This is a genomic window from Stenotrophomonas sp. 3diitr2024, from assembly GCF_042136455.1.
GTDB classification, from domain to species: Bacteria; Pseudomonadota; Gammaproteobacteria; order Xanthomonadales; family Xanthomonadaceae; genus Stenotrophomonas; species Stenotrophomonas sepilia.
The window spans coordinates 1-3,510 of record NZ_JBHHMJ010000690.1 but is presented as its reverse complement, the minus strand read 5'-3'; the positions used below and the strand labels follow the sequence as shown (position 1 = coordinate 3,510).

Here is a 3,510-nt window from a genome sequence, read left to right as displayed (position 1 = left end):
GCCGACCGTTGGTCGGCACACCGGATTATGCGGCGACCGGAGCCTGTGGTGGCGAGGACGGGCTGTTGCCGTTGTCGTCCGGATGATCGTCGTCATTGTCGGCGTCATCGCGCCAACGCCAGTCGGCCGGCGTCAGCGGATCCAGGCCATAGGCAATGCGCGCCTTGTCGCACTGCGGGCTGGCCTTGCCGTATTCCCACGATGCATCCACCTCACGGCACACGCTGGGCCGGTTGGGGTGGATCGTGCAGCGTGAATACACGCCGATCTGCGCATCCAGCGCGACGCAGCGCACCGGCTTGGAATGGGTGCCGCGCATGCACAGGCGATGCGGGTCCAGCACCTCGGTAAGCTGGTGCGGCACGCCGCCGGGGGTGACCTCGTCCGATTCCATCCAGTGGAAGGCCACGCGGTACTGGGTGCAGCAGGCGCCGCAGGTCATGCAGGGATGTTGCATGGGCAAGCCGCCTCGGGCGGCAGTCGGAATCGGGAACGAGGGTGCGGATTTTCCACGAAGTGGGCCGCCGCGCAAGAAATTCCGTAAGCGGCGACAATGAACGGATGAACCGACCCTGCAACATTGCGGCCCGTTTGCCTGAACTGGCGCGTGAACGCCCCGACCAGATCGCCATCCGCTGCCCGGGCCGCCGCGGCGCCGGCAACGGCATGGCCGCCTACGATGTCACCCTCGATTACCGTCAGCTGGACGCCCGCAGTGATGCCATGGCCGCCGGCCTGGCCGGCTACGGGATCGGCCGTGGCGTGCGCACGGTGGTGATGGTGCGGCCTTCTCCGGAGTTCTTCCTGCTGATGTTCGCGCTGTTCAAGCTGGGCGCAGTGCCGGTGCTGGTCGATCCGGGCATCGACCGGCGCGCGCTGAAGCAGTGCCTGGACGAGGCGCAGCCGCAGGCCTTCATCGGCATTCCGCTGGCGCATGTGGCGCGGCTGGTGCTGCGCTGGGCGCCGTCGGCCACCCGGCTGGTGACGGTCGGCCGCCGCCTCGGCTGGGGCGGTACCAGCCTGGCCGCGCTGGAACGTGCCGGTGCCAAGGGGGGGGCCATGCTGGCCGATACCGATGGCGAGGACATGGCGGCGATCCTGTTCACCAGCGGCTCCACCGGCGTGCCCAAGGGCGTGGTCTACCGCCACCGCCACTTCGTCGGCCAGATCCAGTTGCTGGGCAGTGCCTTCGGCATGGAAGCGGGTGGGGTGGACCTGCCGACCTTCCCACCGTTCGCGCTGTTCGACCCGGCGTTGGGCCTGACTTCGGTGATCCCGGACATGGACCCGACGCGGCCGGCGCAGGCCGACCCGGGACGCCTGCACGATGCCATCCAGCGCTTCGGCGTAACCCAGCTGTTCGGCTCGCCAGCGCTGATGCGGGTGCTGGCCCGGCACGGGCGGCCACTGCCGACGGTGACCCGGGTGACCTCGGCCGGGGCACCGGTGCCGCCGGACGTGGTCGCCACCATCCGCAGCCTGCTGCCGGCCGATGCGCAGTTCTGGACTCCCTATGGCGCCACCGAGTGCCTGCCGGTGGCGGTGGTCGAAGGCCGTGAACTGGAGCGCACCCGCGCGGCGACCGAGGCCGGTGCCGGCACCTGCGTGGGCAACGTGGTGGCCCCCAACGAGGTGCGCATCATCGCCATCGACGACGCACCGCTGCCGGACTGGTCACAGGCGCGCGTGCTGGGGGTGGGGGAAGTGGGGGAAATCACCGTGGCCGGGCCGACCGCCACCGACAGCTACTTCAACCGCCCGCAGGCCACTGCGGCGGCGAAGATCCGCGAGACGCTGGCCGATGGCAGCACCCGCGTGGTGCATCGCATGGGCGACGTTGGTTATTTCGATGTGCAGGGCCGCCTGTGGTTCTGCGGGCGCAAGACGCAGCGCGTGGAAACCGCGCGCGGGCCGCTGTACACCGAGCAGGTCGAGCCGATGTTCAACACCGTGGCCGGCGTGGCGCGCACTGCGCTGGTTGGCGTGGGGGCCGCCGGTGCGCAGGTGCCGGTGCTGTGCGTGGAGCTGCAGCGTGGCCGGTCCGACAGCCCGGCACTGCAGGAAGCGCTGCGTGCCAAGGCCGCCGCATGCCTGGCCGGAGCCGGGCTGGAGCACTTCCTGGTACACCCTTCGTTCCCCGTCGATATCCGTCATAACGCCAAGATCGGCCGCGAGAAGCTCGCCGTCTGGGCCAGCGCCGAACTGGAGAAGCGCGCATGAAGATCCTGGTCACCGGTGGCGGTGGTTTCCTTGGGCAGGCGCTGTGCCGCGGGCTGGTCGAGCGTGGCCACCAGGTGCTGGCGTTCAACCGCAGTCATTACCCGGAACTGCAGGCGATGGGCGTGGGCCAGATCCGCGGTGATCTGGCCGATGCGCAGGCGGTGCTGCATGCGGTGGCCGGCGTCGATGCGGTGTTCCACAACGGCGCCAAGGCCGGCGCATGGGGCAGCTATGACAGCTACCACCAGGCCAACGTGGTCGGCACCGACAACGTCCTCGCGGCCTGCCGCGCGCATGGCATCAACCGGCTGGTCTACACCTCCACGCCCAGCGTGACCCATCGTGCCACGCACCCGGTGGAAGGCCTCGGGGCTGACGAGGTGCCGTACGGCGAAGATTTCCAGGCGCCGTATGCGGCTACCAAGGCAATCGCCGAACAGCGCGTGCTGGCCGCCAACGATGCGTCGCTGGCGACGGTGGCACTGCGCCCGCGCCTGATCTGGGGCCCGGGCGACCAGCAGCTGGTGCCGAGGCTGGCCGAGCGTGCGCGGCAGGGCCGCCTGCGCCTGGTGGGGGATGGCAACAACAGGGTGGACACCACCTACATCGACAACGCCGCACTCGCGCACTTCCTCGCCTTCGAGGCACTGGCGCCGGGCGCTGCGTGTGCGGGCAAGGCCTACTTCATCTCCAATGGCGAGCCGCTGCCGATGCGCGAGCTGGTCAACAAGCTGCTGGCCGCTGTTGGCGCGCCGACGGTGGACAAGGCGATCAGCTTCAAGACCGCGTACCGTGTCGGCGCCATCTGCGAGCGGCTGTGGCCGCTGCTGCGCCTGCGTGGCGAGCCGCCGCTGACCCGCTTCCTGGCCGAGCAGTTGTGCACGCCGCACTGGTACAGCATGGAACCGGCGCGCCGTGACTTCGGCTACGTGCCGCAGGTCAGCATCGAAGAGGGGCTGCGCAGGCTGAAGGCTTCATCTGCTGCATAGATCGCCGTCACTGGTTGCACACCGCAGGATCGGGAGGATGGACCCACGCCATCCAAGGCTCGACCACCCGCGAGGAGCGCCATGCTGCACTACGCCATCATCTTCTTTGTCATCGCCATCATCGCCGCTGTTCTGGGCTTCTCCGGAATCGCCGGCGCCGCAACCAACATCGCCTGGATCCTGTTCGTGGTGTTCCTGATCCTTGCGGTGATCTCGATGTTCCGCAAGCGCGGCTAGCCGGTAGTGCCGGCCGCTGGCCGGCATCGCTTTCCGCAGAGTCGAGCTATGCTCGACTCTGCGG

4 protein-coding genes are annotated in these 3,510 nt (G+C 69.1%); 3 read left to right on the top strand and 1 reads right to left on the bottom strand.

Going from position 1 to position 3,510, the window contains the following annotated elements:
* Window positions 1-25 precede the first annotated feature (25 nt).
* Window positions 26-457, bottom strand: coding sequence for a YkgJ family cysteine cluster protein (locus tag ABGA94_RS17790; protein ID WP_005407630.1), 432 nt, complete (start codon window positions 455-457; stop codon window positions 26-28).
* 104 nt (window positions 458-561) lie between these two features.
* On the opposite strand from ABGA94_RS17790, the gene oleC reads away from it, so the two are divergent.
* The 3 genes from oleC (at window position 562) to ABGA94_RS17775 (ending at window position 3,446) form a co-directional block, all read left to right on the top strand.
* Window positions 562-2,220 carry an olefin beta-lactone synthetase gene (gene oleC / locus ABGA94_RS17785; protein ID WP_111176896.1) on the top strand — a complete coding sequence of 553 codons (1,659 nt, stop codon included), beginning with the start codon at window positions 562-564 and terminating at the stop codon, window positions 2,218-2,220.
* Window positions 2,217-3,209 carry a 2-alkyl-3-oxoalkanoate reductase gene (gene oleD, locus ABGA94_RS17780; protein WP_005420776.1) on the top strand — a complete coding sequence of 331 codons (993 nt, stop codon included), beginning with the start codon at window positions 2,217-2,219 and terminating at the stop codon, window positions 3,207-3,209. The genes oleC and oleD overlap by 4 nt, the downstream gene beginning before the upstream one ends.
* 81 nt (window positions 3,210-3,290) lie before the next feature.
* Complete coding sequence (locus ABGA94_RS17775) at window positions 3,291-3,446, top strand: DUF1328 domain-containing protein (RefSeq protein ID WP_005407633.1); 156 nt, start codon at window positions 3,291-3,293, stop codon at window positions 3,444-3,446.
* The last annotated feature ends 64 nt before the right edge of the window (window positions 3,447-3,510 follow it).